At 42.3% G+C, this 20389-nt stretch carries 20 protein-coding genes and 1 riboswitch; of the genes, 14 read left to right on the top strand and 6 right to left on the bottom strand.

Features of this window, described 5'->3' with window-relative positions; translation table 11 throughout:
• Positions 1–103 precede the first annotated feature (103 nt).
• Positions 104–544 (top strand): Dps family protein, encoded by a 441-nt coding sequence (locus tag AC0VX7_RS19995; protein WP_475425593.1) that lies wholly within the window; start codon positions 104–106, stop codon positions 542–544.
• 266 nt (positions 545–810) lie between these two features.
• On the opposite strand, the gene AC0VX7_RS19990 is transcribed toward AC0VX7_RS19995, so the two are convergent.
• Positions 811–1119, bottom strand: a complete 309-nt coding sequence (locus AC0VX7_RS19990) for a winged helix-turn-helix transcriptional regulator (protein WP_475425592.1) — start codon at positions 1117–1119, stop codon at positions 811–813.
• Positions 1120–1287: 168 nt separating this feature from the next.
• Here AC0VX7_RS19990 and AC0VX7_RS19985 point away from each other — a divergent pair, with 168 nt between their 5' ends.
• From AC0VX7_RS19985 to AC0VX7_RS19970, 4 genes are all read left to right on the top strand, one after another.
• Positions 1288–1695 (top strand): DoxX family protein, encoded by a 408-nt coding sequence (locus tag AC0VX7_RS19985; protein WP_475425591.1) that lies wholly within the window; start codon positions 1288–1290, stop codon positions 1693–1695.
• A gap of 14 nt (positions 1696–1709) precedes the next feature.
• On the top strand, positions 1710–2567 hold the full coding sequence (locus AC0VX7_RS19980; RefSeq protein ID WP_475425590.1) for a VOC family protein: 858 nt from the start codon (positions 1710–1712) through the stop codon (positions 2565–2567).
• A gap of 26 nt (positions 2568–2593) precedes the next feature.
• Positions 2594–3190 (top strand): NADPH-dependent FMN reductase, encoded by a 597-nt coding sequence (locus AC0VX7_RS19975; RefSeq protein WP_475425589.1) that lies wholly within the window; start codon positions 2594–2596, stop codon positions 3188–3190.
• A gap of 125 nt (positions 3191–3315) precedes the next feature.
• A complete protein-coding gene (locus AC0VX7_RS19970; protein ID WP_475425588.1) occupies positions 3316–3951 on the top strand; it encodes an FMN-dependent NADH-azoreductase in 636 nt (211 codons plus the stop codon).
• Between the two features lie 336 nt (positions 3952–4287).
• On the opposite strand, the gene katA is transcribed toward AC0VX7_RS19970, so the two are convergent.
• Positions 4288–5748: a catalase KatA gene (gene katA, locus AC0VX7_RS19965; RefSeq protein ID WP_475428209.1), complete on the bottom strand. Its 1461-nt coding sequence runs from the start codon at positions 5746–5748 to the stop codon at positions 4288–4290.
• Between the two features lie 584 nt (positions 5749–6332).
• On the opposite strand from katA, the gene AC0VX7_RS19960 reads away from it, so the two are divergent.
• Both AC0VX7_RS19960 and AC0VX7_RS19955 read left to right on the top strand, forming a co-directional pair.
• Positions 6333–6920 (top strand): cell wall hydrolase, encoded by a 588-nt coding sequence (locus tag AC0VX7_RS19960; RefSeq protein WP_215033827.1) that lies wholly within the window; start codon positions 6333–6335, stop codon positions 6918–6920.
• Between the two features lie 191 nt (positions 6921–7111).
• Positions 7112–8026 carry an NERD domain-containing protein gene (locus tag AC0VX7_RS19955; protein WP_475425587.1) on the top strand — a complete coding sequence of 305 codons (915 nt, stop codon included), beginning with the start codon at positions 7112–7114 and terminating at the stop codon, positions 8024–8026.
• 805 nt (positions 8027–8831) lie between these two features.
• Here the strand turns inward: AC0VX7_RS19955 and dacB are convergent.
• On the bottom strand, positions 8832–10319 hold the full coding sequence (gene dacB / locus AC0VX7_RS19950) for a D-alanyl-D-alanine carboxypeptidase/D-alanyl-D-alanine endopeptidase (protein WP_475425586.1): 1488 nt from the start codon (positions 10317–10319) through the stop codon (positions 8832–8834).
• Positions 10320–10434: 115 nt separating this feature from the next.
• Between dacB and AC0VX7_RS19945 the strand changes: the two genes are divergently transcribed.
• Complete coding sequence (locus AC0VX7_RS19945) at positions 10435–10635, top strand: hypothetical protein (RefSeq protein WP_475425585.1); 201 nt, start codon at positions 10435–10437, stop codon at positions 10633–10635.
• A gap of 122 nt (positions 10636–10757) precedes the next feature.
• On the opposite strand, the gene AC0VX7_RS19940 is transcribed toward AC0VX7_RS19945, so the two are convergent.
• The 3 genes from AC0VX7_RS19940 to AC0VX7_RS19930 are packed head-to-tail and all read right to left on the bottom strand — an operon-like array spanning position 10758 to position 14461.
• A complete protein-coding gene (locus AC0VX7_RS19940; protein ID WP_286180944.1) occupies positions 10758–11882 on the bottom strand; it encodes a Ger(x)C family spore germination protein in 1125 nt (374 codons plus the stop codon).
• Positions 11866–12978, bottom strand: coding sequence for a GerAB/ArcD/ProY family transporter (locus tag AC0VX7_RS19935; RefSeq protein ID WP_215033779.1), 1113 nt, complete (start codon positions 12976–12978; stop codon positions 11866–11868). The genes AC0VX7_RS19940 and AC0VX7_RS19935 overlap by 17 nt, the downstream gene beginning before the upstream one ends.
• Positions 12968–14461 (bottom strand): spore germination protein, encoded by a 1494-nt coding sequence (locus AC0VX7_RS19930; protein WP_475425584.1) that lies wholly within the window; start codon positions 14459–14461, stop codon positions 12968–12970. Before AC0VX7_RS19930 ends, AC0VX7_RS19935 begins: the two co-directional genes overlap by 11 nt.
• Before the next feature lie 185 nt (positions 14462–14646).
• On the opposite strand from AC0VX7_RS19930, the gene AC0VX7_RS19925 reads away from it, so the two are divergent.
• The 6 genes from AC0VX7_RS19925 to AC0VX7_RS19900 all read left to right on the top strand — a co-directional run bounded on the left by AC0VX7_RS19925 (position 14647) and on the right by AC0VX7_RS19900 (position 20382).
• Positions 14647–14988 carry a metal-sensitive transcriptional regulator gene (locus tag AC0VX7_RS19925; protein ID WP_041968086.1) on the top strand — a complete coding sequence of 114 codons (342 nt, stop codon included), beginning with the start codon at positions 14647–14649 and terminating at the stop codon, positions 14986–14988.
• 57 nt (positions 14989–15045) lie between these two features.
• A riboswitch (FMN riboswitch) is annotated at positions 15046–15191 on the top strand.
• A gap of 146 nt (positions 15192–15337) precedes the next feature.
• Positions 15338–16420 carry a bifunctional diaminohydroxyphosphoribosylaminopyrimidine deaminase/5-amino-6-(5-phosphoribosylamino)uracil reductase RibD gene (gene ribD, locus AC0VX7_RS19920; protein ID WP_475425583.1) on the top strand — a complete coding sequence of 361 codons (1083 nt, stop codon included), beginning with the start codon at positions 15338–15340 and terminating at the stop codon, positions 16418–16420.
• 12 nt (positions 16421–16432) lie between these two features.
• Positions 16433–17089, top strand: a complete 657-nt coding sequence (gene ribE, locus AC0VX7_RS19915) for a riboflavin synthase (protein WP_475425582.1) — start codon at positions 16433–16435, stop codon at positions 17087–17089.
• A gap of 12 nt (positions 17090–17101) precedes the next feature.
• Positions 17102–18295 carry a bifunctional 3,4-dihydroxy-2-butanone-4-phosphate synthase/GTP cyclohydrolase II gene (locus AC0VX7_RS19910; RefSeq protein ID WP_475425581.1) on the top strand — a complete coding sequence of 398 codons (1194 nt, stop codon included), beginning with the start codon at positions 17102–17104 and terminating at the stop codon, positions 18293–18295.
• A 34-nt stretch (positions 18296–18329) separates the two neighbouring features.
• Positions 18330–18800, top strand: a complete 471-nt coding sequence (ribH, locus tag AC0VX7_RS19905) for a 6,7-dimethyl-8-ribityllumazine synthase (RefSeq protein ID WP_475425580.1) — start codon at positions 18330–18332, stop codon at positions 18798–18800.
• A 379-nt stretch (positions 18801–19179) separates the two neighbouring features.
• Entirely contained in the window at positions 19180–20382 is a 1203-nt protein-coding gene (locus tag AC0VX7_RS19900) for a S1C family serine protease (protein ID WP_475425579.1), read from the top strand.
• Positions 20383–20389: the final 7 nt, after the last annotated feature.

The raw sequence follows: 20389 nt of genomic DNA, 5'->3' as shown, positions 1-20389 counted from the left end.
GTCTAAAAAGTTGACAGTCCTGTGAACAATTCCGGGTTCAAACCCTTTGTTGGATAATCTTGGACTATAATGAATCCGTACATATAAATAGGAGGGATGCAAGATGAAAAGTGAATTGACGCAATCAGTCAACAAGCAAATCGCAAACTGGACTGTACTCTACATTAAGCTTCATAACTACCACTGGTATGTAACCGGACCGGAATTCTTCACCCTGCACGCAAAATTCGAAGAGCTTTACAATGAAGCTGCCTTACATATCGATGAACTTGCAGAAAGATTGCTGGCAATGGGTGACAAACCAGTCGCAACCATGTCCGGTGCACTTGAAATCGCATCTGTAAAAGAAGCATCAGGGAATGAAAGCGCAACCGACATGGTTGCAAGCATAGTAGAAGACTATTCAACAATGATTCAAGAACTAAAGAAGGGAATGGAGCTGGCAGAGGAAGTCAATGATGAAACAACAAGCGACCTACTGCTGTCCATTCACTCTGGTTTGGAAAAGCATGTGTGGATGCTGAATTCCTTCCTGGGAAGATAAAAAATGAGGGAAGCAAGACGTATGTAATCGCATACGTCTTTTTTATCTTTTTACGAAAGACATTTCAAGCAAGAGTGCAGCAGCGAAATGTCTAATAACAGGGGTTTAATGGACATTTCAAGCAAAATGCCGGAGTGAATTGTCTAATAAATGTTTCATTATCGCGTGGCGTTTTAGTCTTATAAAAAAATAGTAAATTCCAAACGCAAAAAGCACCCATTCAATGGGTGCTTTTATGATGAGGATTCCTGCTTGGAATCTATTATTTACACTTCAAGCCAGCTCTGTGACCATTTTTCTATTTCTTTCATAAGAGGTTCCAGAGACTTACCTTTCTCGGTCAAAGAATATTCGATTCGGACTGGGGTTTCAGGGTGAACTTCACGTCTTACAATCCCTTCGTTTTCCAAATCCTTCAATCGCTCTGAAAGCACTCTGCCACTCACTCCTACAGAGGATTCAATCGTACAAAAACGCTGTGGTCCGGAAAGCAGCTGGTATATGATCAAGCCAGTCCAACGCTGGCTTAGGATTGTCATGGCTTTTTCAAATCTGGGACAAATCGACTTATCCATATCAATCACTCCTTACTAACATTATAAACATAACAACTGAAAAATAAATTACTTTTTATAAAAAAGATACTTGACGTAACTTAATTACAGTAATATAGTTACTTACATAAAGTAACCAACTTACTGCAGCTAAGTTAACAAAATTAATTCTAAAGGAGAGAAATGGAAATGTTAAAAAAGCATGAAGCAGCAGCAACCCTTTTAAGAATAGTTTTAGGAGTTACATTTTTGATCCATGGAGCAGCAAAGTTCCAGGGGGGAATTGAACATACAGTCGGATTTTTTGAAAGCCTAGGTTTCCCTGGATTCTCGGCATACATTGTTGCCTTAGTAGAGCTTGTTGGAGGGTTAGCGATGGTTGTGGGTGTAGGAACTAGGGTTGTTTCGATTTTATTTGCAATTGTTTTGGCAGTAGCTGTTGTAAAGGTGAAGCTTGCCGGGGGATTCTTGGGAAATGGTCAAATGGCCGGATTTGAACTTGATTTGGCCCTTCTGGCAATTTCCATCTTCCTTGCCATTACAAACAAATCGCTTTTTGCCCTGGATAATGTTATTTTTCAATCAAAGAATGCTTAAAGGAGGAAATGATTATGAGTTTTCATCAACCGCCAGTCACTTTTGTGGGGCAAGTAAATATAAAGGTACAAAGCTTGGAACGCTCTCTTACCTTTTATCAAGAAGTAATTGGTTTTAAGGTATATGAAAAAACGGAAAAATCCGCCAAATTGACTGCCGATGGAAAAACTGTGCTATTAAGCCTTGAGCAGCCATCCGATGTGATCCCGAAGAAGGGAAGAACAACTGGATTGTACCATTTCGCACTATTGCTGCCTGAACGGTCTGACCTGGCAAAAATATTGAAACACTTCCTGCAGACTGGACATCCATTGCAGGGGGCATCTGACCATCTTGTAAGTGAAGCTCTATATTTAGCAGATCCCGATGGAAATGGAATTGAAATCTACACAGACAGACCTGCTTCGAAATGGGAATGGAATGAGCAGCATGTAGTGATGGCGACTCAGGCACTGGATGCAGAAAACCTTCTTGCAGAAGGCGTGGAGCAAGCCTGGAATGGGCTTCCCGCAGAAACAGTGATGGGGCATATTCACTTACATGTCGCAGAATTAGCAAAAACAGAAGAGTTTTACACAAAGGGACTTGGTTTTGAAGTGGTAAGCCGTTACGGACCACAGGCTCTATTCATCTCTTCCGGAAAGTACCATCATCATATTGGGCTCAACACATGGAATGGAGTAGGTGCTCCTACACCGCCTGCTAACAGCGTGGGGCTTGATTCTTATACTCTCGTCTTGCCCGACGAAGTGAGCTTGAAAGACACAGCAGTCCGCCTGCAAGAAATCGGGGCAGCTGTCGAAGAAGAAAAAGGCGTTTTCATTACGGAAGATCCTTCAGGAAACCGCATCATCCTGGAAACAGCCAAGTAAATTCAAAGGAATTGAAGGTGAAAATAATGAGTTTTTTAAGAAAGCTTTTTGGCAGTAATAAAAAGGAGGAAACGATGATGACTGAAAAAATGAACCTAGGAATTATTTTAGGCAGTACAAGACAGGGCCGTGTAAGCCCTCAGGTTGGCGAATGGGTGAAGGGGATTGCTGACCAACGAGAAAATGTAAATTATGAGATCGTGGACATCGCTGATTTTGACTTGCCTTTCCTGGGCACAACTGACGGTTCCGAGCCTGGAATTGCTGCCTGGAATGAGAAGCTTGCAAGCCTTGATGGTTTCGTATTTATCGTCCAGGAGTATAATCACAGTATTACAGGTGCCTTGAAGAACGCTCTTGATTTTGCACGCGAAGCATGGAATAACAAAGCTGCAGGAATCGTAAGTTATGGTTCAACGGGTGGAGCCAGAGCAGCTGAGCATTTAAGAGGAATCTGTGGTGAATTAAAAATTGCTGACGTTCGTACACATCCAACACTATCACTATTTACAGACTTTGAGAATGGTACAGAATTCAAGCCACAAGCACTGCACCTAGATAATGTCAATGCGATGCTTGATGAGGTTGAGGCATGGAGCGGTGCACTAAGATCTTTAAGATAAGAAGACAAGCATTTCTTTTGACCTTTCATTAAAAACGGATTAATATCTCGAAGTAAGCTATTTTAAATTCGAGATTTATATTTCACGAAATAGCGTTAAATTAAAAGGATAGGTGGAATTACAACATGGCTAAAGTTTTATACATCACAGCACACCCGCTTACTGAAGAACAATCTTTCAGTCTTGCAGCAGGAAAAGCGTTCATTGATACGTACAAAGAACAAAACCAGAATGATGAAATCATTCATTTGGATCTATTTAAAGAAAACATTCCCCACATCGATGCCGACGTATTAGGCGGATGGGGCAAACTGCAAAAAGGAACTGAGTTCTCGGCGCTAACAGCAGCTGAACAATCAAAAGTAGGCCGTCTGGCTGAACTGGTTGACCAGTTCACAGCAGCAGACAAATTTGTTTTCGTGACACCGCTTTGGAACTTCTCATTCCCGCCAGTCATGAAGGCATACCTGGACGCGGTAGCAGTAGCAGGCAAAACATTCAGATATACACAGGAAGGACCTGTCGGATTAATGACAGACAAAAAAGCTCTTCATATCCAGGCTCGTGGCGGCTACTACTCAGAAGGACCGGCGGCCAGCATGGAGATGGGACACCGCTATATCGAAACGATCATGAACTTCTTCGGTGTACCTTCAATTGAAGGCCTATACCTGGAAGGCCACAATGCAAACCCAGAAAAAGCACAGGAAATCAAAGAAAACGGAATCGCGCGTGCTAAGGATTTGGCACATACGTTTTAATGAATAATAGACGGAAGCAGGCCGGTATATATCGGCCTGCTTTATTTGTTAAGGCATTCTAACGGCCACTTTTCCAGTAAACCGGCCTGGTTTGTCCGATAGAGGTGTTCTAACGGCCACTTTTTCGAGGAAACCGTCCGGGGTTTGTCCGATAGAGTGCTTCTAATGGACGCATTTTCAGGAAATCGTCGTGAGTTTGTCCAATAGAGTGCGTCTAACGGACATTTTTTCGAGAAATTCTCCTGAGTTTTTCCAATAGAACTTTCTAAAACTCATCAGCCTATATTAGAAAAAAATAACGGATGCCCAATTTAGGGGTATCCGTTTCTCGTAATATTAAACTTCCTGCGGAACCTGCAGGCCCAATCCTTGAGCAATGCGTGTTCCATACTCAGGATCTGCCTTGTAGAAGTGGCCGATCTGGCGCAGTTTGATATCATCGCGCTGAACTGGCTTCATCGCAGCGACAATATTCGCAACTAGGCGCTCTCGTTCTTCTTCGTTCATCAAGCGGTACAGGTCACCGGCCTGTGTGTAATGGTCATGGTGGTCATAGCCCACGTTTTCGGCAACGCCGCTGACAGGGAAGGCTGCCTGCTTGTGTTCGCTCACTTCAGTAGGTCCTCCGAAACTATTAGGTTCGTAGTTTACTGTTTTACCACCATTGCCGTCAAAGCGCATTTGTCCGTCACGCTGGTAGGAGTTCACTTCTGATTTTGCCCTGTTGATTGGCAGGTGATTATGGTTTGCACCAACACGGTAACGGTGTGCATCAGCATATGCAAATAGGCGGCCCTGAAGCATTTTATCAGGTGATACATCGACACCCGGTACAAGCGTTCCAGGAGAGAATGTAGCCTGCTCAACTTCCGCGAAATAATTTTCAGGATTGCGATCCAATACCATGCGGCCGACTTCAATCAATGGATAGTCTTTCTGTGACCATACCTTTGTGACATCAAATGGATCGAAACGATATGTGTTTGCATCCTCAAGTGGCATGATCTGCACATATAGCTTCCATGCAGGGAAGTCCCCAGCTTCAATCGCATTGAACAAATCTTCTGTATGATAGTCAGGATTTTCGCCTGCAATTTTAGCGGCTACATCTGCTGTAAGGTTTTTCACGCCTTGTTCTGTCTTGAAGTGGTACTTGATCCAGACGCCATCGCCCTCGGCATTTGTCCACTTGAACGTATGGCTGCCGAAACCGTGCATATGGCGTAGGGTAGCCGGGATGCCGCGATCGGACATCAGGATGGTTACCTGGTGCAATGCTTCAGGAGATAGTGACCAGAAATCCCAAACTGCATTTGGATCCTTCAAGTGTGTTTGCGGGTTTCTCTTTTGTGTATGGATAAAATCAGGGAACTTGATCGCGTCACGGATGAAAAATACTGGAGTATTGTTCCCGACGATATCATAGTTTCCTTCCTCTGTATAAAACTTCACCGCGAAACCGCGCGGGTCACGGACAGTGTCTGCTGATCCAAGTTCACCAGCAACCGTTGAAAAACGGACGAATAGAGGTGTCTTTTTGCCAACCTCTGATAGGAAAGCAGCTTTTGTATATTTTGACACATCATTTGTTACTTCAAAATAGCCATGTGCTCCAGCACCTTTTGCATGCACAACACGCTCCGGCACACGCTCACGGTTAAAGTGGGCCAATTTTTCCAGCAAGTGTACGTCTTGTAGTAGAGTAGGACCCCTTTGTCCCGCAGTCATGGAGTTCTGGTTGTCCCCAACCGGCGCTCCCCAGCTTGTAGTAAGATGTTTATTTTGATTATTGCTCATCATGATCCCGCCTTTATAGTGAATTTAATTTATAACTAAATGATAACATCTTTCAATTAAAAATCAATACTTAATTATAATTATTTTAATTAAGAAATTAATATAATGTAAAACTCTCATTTTGATTTTGGTCGATTATTCTGTGGAGTGGTCGATATATTGGGGAAAGTTGTCGATATATCTTCAAATGTGGTCGATAAAACTAAAAATCCCTGATATATTGCTAAATGTGGTCGAAATAATTTGTTTTTCGCCAATAAATATAAATCTTACGCTTTAATAGGTGATGATCCTGTTAGTAGATATCGTGATGGTTTAATTTATATAAGGTAGCAATTTACTAGGTTACAAACCTGTAACACTATGTAAAATTTGAGCCGTAAACTTACAAGTATGGTTATTCAAGGAAGGTTCGTGAAAGTGGAATAAATTTCTATGTTTAAAAATAATCAAGCGTTTTCAATGGGTGGCCTCCATTTATCCTTTCTGGTACTTATTGGGCAATGAATAACTATGTTACAACTGCTAGCCTTATTAGTAGAGAAAGAGAGCAACATTACTGGGAGGTATGGAAAATGAGAAAAATGAAAAAGACATTGGCAGCGCTGACAGCGGTGGTATCCTTATCATTATTTTCAACGGGTGCAGCTGCTGAAGCGGCAACTTACCAGGTGAAAACAGGAGATACGATGTGGGGAATCGCCAGCAAATATGGTGTGCAACTGACAGAATTGAAGAAAGCGAACAATAGAACTAGCAATCTACTATATCCAGGACAAAAGTTGACCATCCCGGCTTCAGCCGTATCTGCAGCAGATCAGGACTTGCTTGCAAGGCTGGTCCACGCTGAAGCAAAAGGCGAGCCATATGCAGGGAAAGTAGCAGTAGCAACTGTTGTCTTGAATAGAGTAGCAAGCCCAGATTTCCCTAACACAGTAAAGGGAGTTGTCTATGAAAAGGCAAACGGCTACTATGCTTTCACTCCTGTAAAAAATGGCGCGATCAATAAGCCGGCAGATGCAGAAGCAAAGAAAGCTGTAAAAGAAGCGCTAGCATTCAGAGGGCAAGGAAGTGGCTCATTGTTCTTCTTCAACCCTAAAACAGCAGTAAGTAAATGGGTGTTTTCAAGAGAAGTGACCGTAACAATTGGAAATCATAGATTTGCTAAGTAATCTTACCAAAGGGTAACCAAATTTTCATGAATTAGGCCGGATAAAGCCGTGCAGATTCTCAATCTGTACGGCTTTTTCTCAATTGGTTATGCGGAAACTTTTTGCATGACATTCAAAGTAAAAAAACTTGTTAAATATTCAAATAAAACATACTATTTAATTGCAATACATAGCGAATGGAGGAATGTTTTTTGATAGTTAAATCACGTGTTGAATCCCTTGAACTGCAGATTCTGAGGATACTGAATGCCCGAATGAACTTGTCTCCGAAAGAATACAGTAACTATCTCTACCTGGAAAAAGGTTATGAAGGAGAAGTAATTTTTGATCGCAGGATGAAGGAGATTGAAAAAGGCTTCTTGGTAATGAATGACCTGCTCCTTGAACATGGGAATACCAAATTTCAAATCGATTCCCTATTCATCTCCAAGATCATCCACTTGTTTGAAGTAAAGTATTTCGAAGGCGATTATTATACTGAAGGGGATAGGTGGTATACAAACAATGGAGTAGAAATCAAGAATCCTTTACAACAAATGGAAAGAGCAGAGTCTCTTCTGCGAAGGCTGGTACGAGACCTTGGATTCAACATTAATATCGAATCAACTCTAGTCTTCGTGAACCCGAACTTTTACCTCTATCAAGCTCCGCGTAATTTACCAATTATCTTTCCTAACCAGATTCCAAGACTACTTCATAATCTGCAAAAACAACTTACCCCAATAAAAAATACTCATACAAATCTATCAGATAGGCTGCTTTCCCTGCATTCCCACGATTCACCGTATAAGAGACTCCCTGAATATAACTTCGAGAAATTGAAGAAGGGAATAGCCTGTTCTCATTGTCATACATTGAATACAATAGTCACGAGAAAAACATTAATATGCAATAATTGCGGGAAGCGGGAAAATATTCATGAAGCAGTATTGAGAAGCGTTAGGGATATCCTATTACTTTTTCCAGAAGAAGCATTAACAGTCAATATGGTTCATGAATGGTGTGATTCTATTAAAACGAAGAAAGCCATAAGGAACATTCTTTTAGAAAACTATACATTGGACGGGTATGGACCGTCTTCTCGCTATATAACTAAAGCAAAATAAAGGAGTATTCTAGATTAGATATCGTTTCTGAAGACCGTTCATCCACATAAGGGTACGATTCCAGAAAAAAGATACCCTTATGCAGGCCAATCTATCCACATAAGGGTACGATTCCAGAAAAAAGATACCCTTATGCAGTCCGGTTCATCCACATAAGGGTACCATTGAAGGCGAAAGATACCCTTATGCAGGCCAATCCATCCACATAAGGGTATCATTCCAGGCGAAAGATACCCTTATGCAGTCCGGTTCATCCACATAAGGGTACCATTGAAGGCAAAAGATACCCTTATGCAGTCCAGTTCATCCACATAAGGGTACCATTCCAGGCAAAAGATCCCCTTATGCAGTCCGGTTCATCCACATAAGGGTACCATTCCAGGCAAAAGACCCCCTTATGCAGGCCAATCCATCCACATAAGGGTATCATTCCAGGCGAAAGATACCCTTATGCAGGTCAATCCATCCACATAAGGGTACCATTCCAGGCAAAAGATCCCCTTATGCAGTCCGGTTCATCCACATAAGGGTACCATTCCAGGCAAAAGATCCCCTTATGCAGTCCGGTTCATCCACATAAGGGTACCATTGAAGGCGAAAGATAGCCTTATGCAGGCCAATCCATCCACATAAGGGTATCATTCCAGGCGAAAGATACCCTTATGCAGGTCAATCCATCCACATAAGGGTACCATTCCAGGCAAAAGACACCCTTATGCAGTCCGGTTCATCCACATAAGGGTACCATTCCAGGCGAAAGATACCCTTATGAAGTCCAGTTCATCCACATAGGGTATAGTAATTTCTAGAAAGATTGCCTCGAGAGTATCGTGACGATTTGATCCTCAACCTTCTTGCCATCTCGATCATCCAGCAGGTTATTCAGCAAAACAGAAAAAATAAGAGTATCCCCACTGTTTGTTTTTACATATCCGGCTAGCGTACTTACACCTGTCAGTGTCCCTGTTTTAGCGGATACACGATCCTTAAGGTGCTCTTCTTTCAGCCTATTACGCATTGTTCCTCCGACCATTCTGAGCTCAACTCCGGCAACTGGAAGTGAATGTTGGAAAGCAGGGAACCATTTCTCCTTTTGTGCAAGGTATAGCAGTTTTGTGATTTCATTGGCTGGAATGAGATTAGAGTGAGAGATTCCGGATCCGTCCCGCAAAACAAGCCGGCTGGTGTCAATCCCGATACGGGAAAGCTCAGCAGCCATAACCTCAAGTCCTTTTTCCCAGCTGCCTTCACCATGAACGACCTTGCCCATTTCCTTAACAAGCACTTCAGCATGTCCGTTATTGCTTAATTTCATGAATGGTATCATCAGGTCTGCAAGCGGCATTGATTTATGAGAAATTAACCTGGTCATTGTCTCTGTCGCACGTCCCGTTATAATTTTCCCAACTACTTTTATCCCATGTTCTTCTAATGACTTTTTAAAGAGACTTCCTGCATACAAGGAAGGCTCCCAGACGGCAACCCATTCTCTTGCTTTATGAGCGCCAGCCGGGATCGTTCCCCTTACTAAAATACTATTCGACCCATGCTCTCGTTCAATTATTATGTCATGTTCTCCCTCGGAATCTACTGTTACCGTTTCATTTAAGATTTTTACATAATCGGTTTCAGGTTCAAGTGAAATGTTTGCTGCTTTTCCTTTCTTGCCTGGTAAAATATTGACAATAACAGTGCCTGCATCATAATCCTGGTTTGGCGAAGCAGTAAGGGCAGAAACCTGGGCTCCATAATATTGATGTTCGTCATTCCAGGTAAGGTCTTTAGAATAACGGACATCATCATACCAGCTGTCATCAACCACTAAATCGCCAGAGACCTTCTTGATTCCCTTATGCTTAAGTTTTAGTGTCATTTTATCAAAGTCTGCTGGAAGCAGGGTCGGATCACCCATTCCTTTTAGAACAAGGTCACCCGCAAGAGTCCCGCCGTCAATTTTTCCATCTGCCAGTACTTCGGTTGTAAAGCGGTATTCTTCCCCTAAGACTGAAAACGCCGCTGCAGCTGTAAACATTTTCAGCACCGAAGCAGGCTGCAACCGAGTTTCCCCAATATGCTCGTACAAAAGCTTTCCCTCTTCGGCAGACCTGATGCTGACACCAGCCAAAGCTCCATCTAGTACCGGCTCATTTGTTAACAGCTTACCTATTTCTGTGGACAACTCACCACTTTGCTCAACAGCCCTGGCCGGCGGTTCTTCAGTATGAAAAAACGGAATGATGGCTAAGATGATAACGAGTGAAAATATGATGATTGCTGTAGATTTTTGTTTCAATTTTTTTGGACACTCCTTTCATTTCTCAACTGTATTCGACAGTAAATTTCCCAATAACCAACTAGTAGAGTCTATGATATTGTTTTAAATAATATAAGGTTCAGGAGGCAAAAAAATGTACCGATACTTTTTGAATACCTTACTCATTCTAGCCATCGGAGCAGGATTTTACTTCTATGTCCAACTGATTTTTTCAAAGGTGACAGACCCATTGTACGGAACATTGGCGCTTCTCGCAGGCTGCCTGTTTGCGGCAGGGATGTCAAGAGAGCTTCTGTTCATTGTATATTCAAGGAGAGAAAATACAGAGATTTAACTTGGAAATAAAAATGCTCCCATTGAACATCCTTTAATTATGGGAAGTTCAATGGGAGTATCTTTGAATTAATATCGGGTCACTGGAAAATCGAGGCAGGAGAATATCCGGGATTGGATCGCCTATTCTATTATTCCATGTCCAATAATTTCTACATTCACTTTTGGGGTGATTGAAATATTTGGATATACACTTTTCCAATCCACGCGCTGCCAATAATCATTGTGGAGCGAAATAAGTCGCCGGCCAATGCCGAAGCTGTCGCTGTTCGCTTCTTGAAGTTTCTTTATGGCAGTTTCTGCGTCTTTTGTGAGTATCTCAGAAAGCTCTTCATTCAGAAACTTGATTTCTTGTTTATTATACAATTGATTTCTGGCATACTCAGTAAGTGAAATTTTTAATTTTAGATTGATGTTAACTTTTACTTCTTCATTTTCAATCGTTACTTCCAACCTTTTCTTTGCTTTTTTCACATTGAGAGAAACAAATTCACGAAGATCAGAATCATCGTGATTTGCAATTTTCTTTGTGAAGGAAACTGTCTTCCCAGTGTGGCCGTCCATCAATAGAAATATTTCCGCCTCATCACCTGATAAAATATGTCCTGTAAATTTACGTTCATTAAATAATGCTATTCCTTCTACATTTGCCAAAGTCCCACCTTCTTCCTGGCTTATATAAGGGAGACTCAAATCTTCACCTGGATCAAACATTTCAGCGCAAATCGATTGGATATTTTCCTCTGGTATAAGTAATGAATCCTCCTGGCTTTCTAATAGCTCAAATAGGTATTCACTTATTTTTTGGTCCTTAATATTAAGCTCGAGAATTCCCTTCCCCATACCTTCCGCAATAACAACTTTAGCGCTAAGGGAGCTTTTTGGGTCTCGATAAAATAAATCAAGAACTGGATATATATCTTCTTTTGCTAGTTTATTTCCAATAATGAGTACTCTGAGTTTTGAGGCATCAAATGTTTTTGAAACTCTTTTGTCTATATCTCCTCTTGCTTTTCTAGGTGTATCTCCAATCCCAGTGATAATCTGGTAGGTTTCTGCTGATCCCTCTCCTTGGTCTGCCTTTTTTATAATCGGGGAAGAAACTGTATCGATTATTCTTCCATCCGTATCCAAGTCAAAACTGGCAGCCAAGTATAACCTTACATCCTTCAATAAATTTTGATCCCAGCATGCGCTTAAAAAGATTGTCATGAATGCGATGCATAAGAAATTACTTGGCCTGATCATAGTGGATCTTTCCTTTCGCTGTTTTTTTAAACAGGTATGAGACAAGCAGTAAGAGAATAGGGAAAAGAAGAAAGGCGAAGCTGGCTTTTGTTATATATCCACTCATAGATTTAGCGAAAAGAATATTGGACTCTGCAAATAACGATAATCCAAAACAAATTAAAGCAACAAAATAAATCAGCTTTTTATGTTGTGCCTTTTTAAATAAACTCTTGCCACACTTTGCTGCCAAAAACAGATAGCTACTAAAAGATGTGAAAACCATGATTATCCATATTGAGAGGAATAACAAGTCCGTTCGCTCAATGACCTTAAAGGTATAAGACTTTAGCATATATAACAGAGGTTCTGGTATAATCTTCAATTCATCTGGACTGAAATACATGAAACTGACGAGTAGCAGATAGGCATATAAAAGCGTAATAAACAAATTTGCAAAAGTCATTGCCTTGAACTTTTTTCTGTTTGACCCCATTACTAACGGGAAAATCATTAGGACTGCTTCAAATCCGAGCATGGACAGGAAGGCATCTTTGCTACCAAAAAATATATCTTTTATGCCACTCTGGCCGATCGGTAGGATGTAGTATATGTTTGCATCTTTCAATGTGTAGGAAACTAGCAAAAAGAGAATAACCATTAGGGGTGTAACCAACGTAAAAAAACGAGCTAATACATTCAAACCGTCTATGCATAAATAAATCCCAGTCAGAACCAATAACGCCCCAATAATCCAGTTAGGTGTATAGGGAAGTATCCATCGGTCGATAATCCCAATATAAAGAACTAAAATTAAGCTTCCGACACTTATGAAATATAGGGAGTAAAATAGAGAGATTACTTTACCTATCTTTTTGCCAAGTAGCAAATTAGATATTTCAAGAAGGTTTTGTGAGTCAAATCTCTTGAATAGGAGCAAATAAGCAATTAATAAACCCTGTACCAGCACTCCGGCAATGAGAATGGAAATCCATCCATCTGAATGGACAGAATTATGCATATCATATGGTAGCGAAAGTACGCCAACCCCTGATTGGGTATGGATGAGCAAGAAGAAATATTGCTGATATGTGATCATATCTTTATTATTGTCCATCTATCTTCCATCCTCTTGTATCCCGCTGTCTTTTAGTGTTTATAGCACGGGAGTTTTTTGGTCGATCATTCATTTTCCAAAGCGGCAGCCTGAGGAATGTATCTTTTAAGTCCTTTAGGTGCAATGGAGCCAGCGGAGAAAAGAAAGGAACACCAAATGACTCTAATTTACAAAGCTTGATGAAAATTATGATCAACCCAAAAATCAAACCGACAAACCCCATGAATGATGCAGCAACCATAAGTGGAAACCTGATCAAGCGAACTGTCGTGCTCATTTCATTTGAGGGAACGACGAAGGCAGAAATAGCCGTTACAGCCACAATGACTATCATTATGTTAGAGATGAGCCCGGCACTGACTACAGCATCTCCGATAACAAGACCACCAACGATGCCAATTGTCTGACCAACAGGCTTTGGAAGCCTGATTCCTGCTTCCCGGATCAGTTCAATCGTAATCTCCATTAAGAAGGCCTCCAACAATGGGGGATAAGGTATTCCTTCCACTGATCCTTTCAATGACAAAATCAATTCATGTGGAATGACTTCTAGGTGATATGCAATTATTGAGATATAAAATGCCGGAAAAGTAATCGCAATAATAAAGCTTACATATCTTAGCATCCTGATGAAGGTCGCCGATATCCACCTGCTGTTGTAATCATCGGATGATTGGTAAAATGAAAAAAACGTCACTGGAAGAATTAATGCAGTAGGACTACCCTCACCAATCAAAGCTATCCTCCCTTCCATTAAATTTGCCATAGTCCTGTCAGGCCGTTCGGTGTTAATGATTTGTGGGAACAAAGAGAAGGGATCGTCTTCAATGAATTCTTCAATGTATCCTGGGCTTATTACCATATCAGTTGAGATGTAGGATAATCTTCTTTCTACTTCAGCGACAACCTCCTCGTCAGCGATTCCTCTAATAAACACAACTGCAAGCTTTGTTCTAGTTTTTTCACCTAACACGTGATATTTAACAGTAAAATCAGGATCTTTGATTTTTTGTCTTAAGAGACTGATATTTACCTCGAGATTTTCTATGAAACCATCGTGAGAGCCACGGACAACATTTTCGTTCTGAGGCTCTTGTATCGCCCTTTGATTACTTTTAGGAAATTTGAATAGCCAGGATTCATTACGGCCACATAGAAACAACACATATCCACCGTCAAGGATACCTTCTATAAGTTCTTTGTAATCGGGATTTTCCACGCCATTTAAAGATTGTAAATTTTCCCTGCTGACACTAGACCCATGTTCGAACAATGGTACCAATAAATATTCATTGAAATGTTCTTTTGAGACTAAGGTTTCAAGAAAGCAAAATATAAAGGATATGTCACCTTTAGAAAATTTCAATTCTTTAAAATCTGCTGTATGTTCGAACACAGATTTCACACTTTGGTAGATGCTATTGTAAATAGCTTGGTCTTTCGTATCCTGATGGAAGCTCTTCGGTAGCCTAAATTTTTTCATAACTACACCACTTTTTATTGAGGTAAGTAAGCTTTAATTGTTAGAAGTAGTTATTCCAATTGATTTGCCAAAATATACAAAGTAAGGGAGATGACGGGGCGAAGCAAGGGCCATCTGGCATTTGCGATTAAGTAAATCATGGGGGTATGATAAAATAAGATTAAAAGATATAAGGGGGTTTTTAGATGGACATTTTAGAGCCCGAAGTGAACCCATCTGAATGTGGTGACAGCTGTTGCTCATCAGAACGAAAGAGCCATCACTCTGAAAAAACGAAAAAGAATCTCGTGACGAGATTGAATCGGATAGAAGGACAAATTCGTGGCATTAAAGGCCTGATTGAGAGAGATACGTATTGTGACGATGTCATCACGCAGATTTCGGCAACACAGGCTGCTTTGAACAGTGTGGCCAAACTTTTGCTCGAAGGCCATATGAAATCATGCATTGTCGAACGGATCCAGGAAGGCGACAATGAAGTGGTTGATGAGCTGTTGACTACGATTGAGAAGTTGATGAAAAAATAAAAGGTTGTTTTGTTTTTCATTTAACTTAAAGTTCTGTATAATCAACTTTAACTTAATACATTCCTTCGGGGTCGGGTGAAATTCCCAACCGGCGGTGATGAAGCTTTCGCTTCTTAGTCCGTGACCCGGTTAACATTTGTTAAACGGTGGATCTGGTGAAACTCCAGGGCCGACAGTTAAAGTCTGGATGGGAGAAGGAAAAAAACGAGGATTAAAAGAACGGGATCAGTATGCCCTTTTTTAACTCTCTAGTTTGCCATTGCCTTTTTTAGGACCCCGAAGCAATTTTGTTTCGGGGTCTTTTTATTTTTTAATTGCCCCAAGGAAAAATTAGAAAGGAGGTAGTCAGGTGAATGACCAGGATTATATGGCACTAGCCATCAATCTCGCCAGTGCGACTGAAGGACAAACCTCCCCGAATCCCCAGGTTGGTGCTGTTCTTGTAAAAGACGGCAAGATCATTGGCATGGGTGCCCACTTGAAGGCGGGAGAACACCATGCTGAGGTGCACGCGATCACAATGGCGGGTGAAAAGGCTGAAGGAGCTACATTGTATGTGACACTCGAGCCATGCAATCATTTCGGAAAGACGCCGCCATGTTCGAATTTGGTTATCGAATCAGGCATTAAGAAAGTTTTTGTCGCCTCGGTCGATCCGAATCCGCTTGTCGGCGGAGCAGGGGTGAAAAAGATGCTCGATGCAGGCATAGATGTCCAGGTTGGGTTAATGGAGGAAGAAGCGAAAGCGCTGAATAAAGTGTTTTTTCATTACATAAACACTGGCTTGCCCTATGTAACGCTGAAGTCAGCCACTAGCCTTGATGGGAAAATTGCTACAGTAACGGGAGAGAGCCAGTGGATTACAGGAGAAGAAGCAAGAAAGGACGTTCATCAATTCCGTCATACACATGACGCGATTTTAGTAGGCGTCAATACCGTTATAAAAGACAACCCGAGCCTGACGACCAGACTTGAAGCTGGAGGGGAAAATCCGGTAAGGGTCGTGCTGGACAGCACCCTTCGCACCCCGCTGGATTCAAGGATCGCAAATGATAGAGCTGCCGATACGATTATTGTGACCGGAGCAAGAGTAAATCCGGATAAGATAAAGCAATTTACTGAGCTAGGCATTGAGGTTATCAAGCTGGAAACTGAGAAAATTGGGATTCATGACATGCTGAAAAAACTGGGAGACCGGGGCATCACTTCTGTCTACGTAGAAGGCGGAGCAGAGGTCCATGGCAGCTTTTTAAAAGAAAAAGCCTTTCAGCAAGTAATCACCTATATCGCTCCAAAGCTGATCGGCGGGAAAAATGCTCCTGCTGCATACGGAGGCGCGGGCATTGCCCGACTCGAGGATACAGTTCCTTTGGAAATTAAGGATGTCAAACAAATTGGCCAGGATATCCGGATCATTGCTGAGCCGGTATAGAAGGAGGTTTGTATGTTTACTGGGATTATAGAAGAAATTGGGACAGTCGCGAACATCCAGCATAGCGGTGAATCATTCGTCCTGACAATTGATGCGAAAAAAGTGCTGACAGATGTCCATCTTGGAGACAGCATTGCTGTTAACGGAGTATGCCTGACCGTCACCTCCTTCACTGAGAGCAGATTTACTGTGGATGTCATGCCGGAAACGGTCAAAGCATCCAGTCTGAAAACGGTAAAAAGAGGATCGAAGGTAAACCTGGAAAGAGCGATGGCAGCGGGCGGCCGATTCGGCGGCCACTTTGTCGCCGGCCATGTGGATGGCGTCGGAACGATCAAAGGGAAAAAGCAAATTGAGAACGCAGTTTACTATGAAATTCAAGTGGATCCTGAATTGCTGAGGTATGTCATCATGAAAGGCTCCGTCGCTGTTGATGGTACAAGCCTGACTGTTTTCGGAATATCGGAAGACAGTTTGACCTTATCGCTCATCCCGCTCACTTTAAAAGATACAGTCTTAGGATTCAAGGGTACAGGTGATATCGTCAACATTGAATGTGACATGATCGGCAAGTATGTAGGGCACTTTTTAAGTAACCAGGCACCAGCAGCTCCAAAACGAGGGAACAATATTACAGCCCAGTTCTTAGAGGATAACGGGTTTATGTGAGGGTGATGAAAAATGTTTGATCCAATTGAAGAGGCCATTTACGAACTGATGCAAGGAAATGTCGTCATCGTTTGTGACGATGAAGACCGGGAGAATGAAGGAGATTTCATCGCTCTGGCGGAGAAGGCGACACCTGATGTGATTAATTTCATGGCGACGCATGGCAGGGGATTGATCTGTGTGCCAATTGAACAGGATTTGGCCCAGAAGCTGGATTTACTGCCGATGGTATCACGGAATACGGATCCACACGGCACGGCTTTTACCGTCAGCATCGACCATAAGTATTCAACAACCGGCATTTCTGCTTTTGAACGCTCGGCAACTGTATTGAGCATGCTTGACCCAGAATCAAAGGCCGCTGATTTTAAAAGACCAGGACACATCTTTCCGCTCGTTGCCAAGAAGGGCGGAGTACTAAGGAGAGCCGGCCATACAGAGGCGGCTGTGGACCTGGCTAAATTAAGCGGTGCCAAGCCTGCAGGCGTCATCTGTGAAATCATGAATGAAGACGGCACAATGGCTCGAGTCCCGGAACTCCGAAAAATTGCCGATCAGTTCGAGTTGAAAATGATCACGATCAAAGATCTTATTCAATATCGCAACCGGAAGGACCAGCTGATTAACAGAGAAGTTGAGATCAATCTTCCTACTGAGTTTGGAATCTTCAAGGCAGTCGGTTATACAAACGTAGTAGATGACAAAGAACATATTGCCCTGGTAAAAGGTGAAATCGACCCTGATGAACCAGTATTGGTAAGAGTACACTCTGAATGTTTGACAGGAGATGTGTTCGGCTCCTTCCGTTGTGATTGCGGCCCGCAGCTGCATGCGGCATTAAACCAGATTAACAAGGAAGGGCGAGGTGTCCTTCTGTACATGCGCCAGGAAGGCAGAGGCATCGGCCTGATGAACAAGCTTCGTGCGTATAAACTTCAGGAAGAAGGCTATGACACCGTAGAAGCTAATGAAAAGCTCGGCTTCGGTGCAGACCTGCGTGAATACGGAATTGGTGCCCAAATTTTAAAAGACCTTGGCATCAAGCAAATTAAATTGCTGACCAACAACCCAAGGAAAATCAAAGGGCTTAAGGGATATGACCTGGAAGTAGTCGACCGGGTACCAATCCAAATGCCTACAAGGGAAGAAAACGAAAATTATTTAAAAACAAAACATAGCAAATTAGGCCATTTACTTAATTTTTAATGAAAATTAAACAATATAATTGGAGGAATAGGACATGAACAGAACTTTCGAAGGTAATTTAGTAGGAACAGGTCTTAAAATCGGTATCGTTGTAGGGCGTTTCAATGAATTCATCACAAGCAAGCTCTTGGGCGGCGCTCAGGACGCGTTGAAAAGACACGGGATTGAGGAAAGCAATGTTGATGTAGCGTGGGTCCCAGGTGCGTTCGAGATTCCATTGGTTGCACAAAAAATGGCTAAAAGCAATAAATATGACGCGGTCATCACATTAGGTACAGTCATCCGCGGATCCACTCCACACTTCGATTACGTATCTAATGAAACAGCAAAAGGTGTATCAGCTGCAGCGATGAATTCAGGAGTCCCTGTAATCTTCGGAGTCCTGACTACCGATACAATCGAGCAAGCAATTGAACGCGCAGGCACAAAAGCGGGCAACAAAGGCTGGGACGCTGCAATGTCCGCCATTGAAATGGCTAATTTGATGAAGAATATTGAAATGTAATCCTTCTATGAAGCTGCAGGCAAAATTGTCTGCAGTTTTATTTTTTAAGTAATTATGAAAATTTCTGTTTGTGGATAACTACGTGTAGTCTTCTTAATCCAGCTCCAGCGCCTAGCCCCTCGAGGCGCTTCGGTCCGCCCAATGAAGTCAAAGAACGACTTCACTGGTCGGCCCTCCAGCGCTTGTCGGGGCTGAACGAGGCGCTTGCGCTTTTTGTTCTTCGATGGAAAATACTTCGTTTGGTAGCCCCTGGAGTAATCCCACCTTTAACACAACAAAAATCTTCCCCATATTTTAAAAACCTCGCCGCAGTTTGTTAATAATTTGTTCATAATTTCTGGTTAAGATGAAGACAAGTTAGAAGCGAGGAGGAAAAACCATGAACGAATTTGAACAGCATTCCCGGTACCAGGAACCGGTGCCGGTCAAAAAATCAAATAAATTCAAAAGCATAATGTCCACTGTTATGGCTGGGGTAGTCGGTTCGGCGATTACACTAGCGGCTGTGAATTTTACAGAAACAGATGCAGGAACTCAGCTGCAGCCTCAAACTGAATCAGCTACAGATAGTAATTCAAATATCGTCACGACACCAACTTCGACTAAAAGCTCTGGATCGATTGCTGATATCATTGAAACTTCTTCGAAATCAATTGTCGGCATCACGAATATCCAATCGCAAAGCAATCCATTTTCCCAAAGCAAGGGCAATGTTGAGAGTGGATCTGGTTCTGGCGTTATTTTTAAGAAAGAAGGAAGCAGTGCTTTCATCGTCACAAACAACCACGTGATTGAAGGTGCTTCAAAGGTTGAGGTCTCCCTGTACAATGGTGAGAAAGTTGATGCAGAAGTTGTCGGTACAGACGCATTGACTGATTTAGCTGTTGTCAAAATTGATGCAGCCAAAGCAGCGGATGTCATCGAATTTGGAGATTCATCTGTATTAAGAGCTGGCGATCAGGTGCTGGCGATCGGCAACCCGCTTGGGCTCGACTTATCGCGGACAGTGACTCAGGGAATCGTCAGTGCGGTAGACCGTTCGATTTCAGTTCCGACCTCTGCAGGGGAATGGGAAATGAACGTTATCCAAACGGACGCAGCAATCAATCCAGGCAACAGCGGCGGCGCATTAATCAATACGAATGGAAAAGTGATTGGCATCAACAGCTTGAAAATCTCGCAAAATGGCGTGGAAGGCCTCGGGTTTGCAATCCCAAGCAATGAAGCTTTGCCAATCGTCAACCAGCTGATTGAAAAAGGAAAAGTAGAGCGTCCATATTTAGGTGTTAGCCTTGCTGATTTGGCGCAAATTCCAGATATGTATCTCGACAATCTGCCAGAGAACGTGGACTCTGGGACGATGGTTACCTATGTTGACCCTAATTCTGCGGCTGCTGCTGCAGGACTCCAGGAACAAGATGTCATCGTGGGGATCAATGATGAAAAAGTAAGGAATGCAAGTGATCTAAGAAGATACATGTATACGAAACTTGAAACTGGCGACAATGTCGAATTGAAAATATATCGTGACGGCAAGCAGCAAACTTTAAAGGTAGCATTGTCTGCTGCTAATGCAGAATAAATGGAGG

The organism is Mesobacillus sp. QJM3NY_10, assembly GCF_056173465.1.
Note: the sequence above shows the minus strand (reverse complement) of the source record. Positions and strands in the feature narration are given on the sequence as shown.

What these genes read in the sequence shown, in the direction of transcription:
- AC0VX7_RS19995 (WP_475425593.1), top strand. Translation starts at nt 104, where the DNA reads ATGAAAAGTGAATTGACGCAATCAGTCAACAAGCAAATCGCAAACTGG.
- AC0VX7_RS19990 (WP_475425592.1), bottom strand. Translation starts at nt 1,119, where the DNA reads ATGGATAAGTCGATTTGTCCCAGATTTGAAAAAGCCATGACAATCCTA.
- AC0VX7_RS19985 (WP_475425591.1), top strand. Translation starts at nt 1,288, where the DNA reads ATGTTAAAAAAGCATGAAGCAGCAGCAACCCTTTTAAGAATAGTTTTA.
- AC0VX7_RS19980 (WP_475425590.1), top strand. Translation starts at nt 1,710, where the DNA reads ATGAGTTTTCATCAACCGCCAGTCACTTTTGTGGGGCAAGTAAATATA.
- AC0VX7_RS19975 (WP_475425589.1), top strand. Translation starts at nt 2,594, where the DNA reads ATGAGTTTTTTAAGAAAGCTTTTTGGCAGTAATAAAAAGGAGGAAACG.
- AC0VX7_RS19970 (WP_475425588.1), top strand. Translation starts at nt 3,316, where the DNA reads ATGGCTAAAGTTTTATACATCACAGCACACCCGCTTACTGAAGAACAA.
- katA (WP_475428209.1), bottom strand. Translation starts at nt 5,748, where the DNA reads ATGAGCAATAATCAAAATAAACATCTTACTACAAGCTGGGGAGCGCCG.
- AC0VX7_RS19960 (WP_215033827.1), top strand. Translation starts at nt 6,333, where the DNA reads ATGAAAAAGACATTGGCAGCGCTGACAGCGGTGGTATCCTTATCATTA.
- AC0VX7_RS19945 (WP_475425585.1), top strand. Translation starts at nt 10,435, where the DNA reads ATGTACCGATACTTTTTGAATACCTTACTCATTCTAGCCATCGGAGCA.
- AC0VX7_RS19940 (WP_286180944.1), bottom strand. Translation starts at nt 11,882, where the DNA reads ATGATCAGGCCAAGTAATTTCTTATGCATCGCATTCATGACAATCTTT.
- AC0VX7_RS19935 (WP_215033779.1), bottom strand. Translation starts at nt 12,978, where the DNA reads ATGGACAATAATAAAGATATGATCACATATCAGCAATATTTCTTCTTG.
- AC0VX7_RS19930 (WP_475425584.1), bottom strand. Translation starts at nt 14,461, where the DNA reads ATGAAAAAATTTAGGCTACCGAAGAGCTTCCATCAGGATACGAAAGAC.
- AC0VX7_RS19925 (WP_041968086.1), top strand. Translation starts at nt 14,647, where the DNA reads ATGGACATTTTAGAGCCCGAAGTGAACCCATCTGAATGTGGTGACAGC.
- ribE (WP_475425582.1), top strand. Translation starts at nt 16,433, where the DNA reads ATGTTTACTGGGATTATAGAAGAAATTGGGACAGTCGCGAACATCCAG.
- AC0VX7_RS19910 (WP_475425581.1), top strand. Translation starts at nt 17,102, where the DNA reads ATGTTTGATCCAATTGAAGAGGCCATTTACGAACTGATGCAAGGAAAT.
- ribH (WP_475425580.1), top strand. Translation starts at nt 18,330, where the DNA reads ATGAACAGAACTTTCGAAGGTAATTTAGTAGGAACAGGTCTTAAAATC.
- AC0VX7_RS19900 (WP_475425579.1), top strand. Translation starts at nt 19,180, where the DNA reads ATGAACGAATTTGAACAGCATTCCCGGTACCAGGAACCGGTGCCGGTC.